At 57.3% G+C, this 314-nt stretch carries 1 pseudogene; it reads right to left on the reverse strand.

Features of this window, described 5'->3' with window-relative positions:
• Positions 1-314: pseudogene (locus N2K84_RS20390) on the reverse strand (hypothetical protein); the annotation flags it as partial.

The following is a 314-nucleotide window of genomic DNA, read 5'->3' on the forward strand; positions in this document are numbered from 1 at the left end:
GTTACGGTCAGCACCACATTGTTCTGTCCCACATGGGCGCAGGTGAAATCGGCAATATCGAGTGCCAGCGAAGCGATCCCGCAGTTGTCGGCTGAACTGTTGTCAACGGCTTCGGCTGTGGTGGAGGCATTGCCGTCGGCATCCAGGTAAATGGTCACGTTTTGGGCAAGGGCTGTCGGGTCGATCTCGTCAACCACGGTCACCACGGCGTTGGCGGTGCTTGAGTTGCCGTTCACATCCGTTACGGTCAGCACCACATTGTTCTGTCCTACATGGGCGCAGGTGAAATCGGCAATATCGAGTGCCAGCGAAGC

This window comes from Gaoshiqia sediminis, assembly GCF_025907915.1.
GTDB classification, from domain to species: Bacteria; Bacteroidota; Bacteroidia; order Bacteroidales; family Prolixibacteraceae; genus Gaoshiqia; species Gaoshiqia sediminis.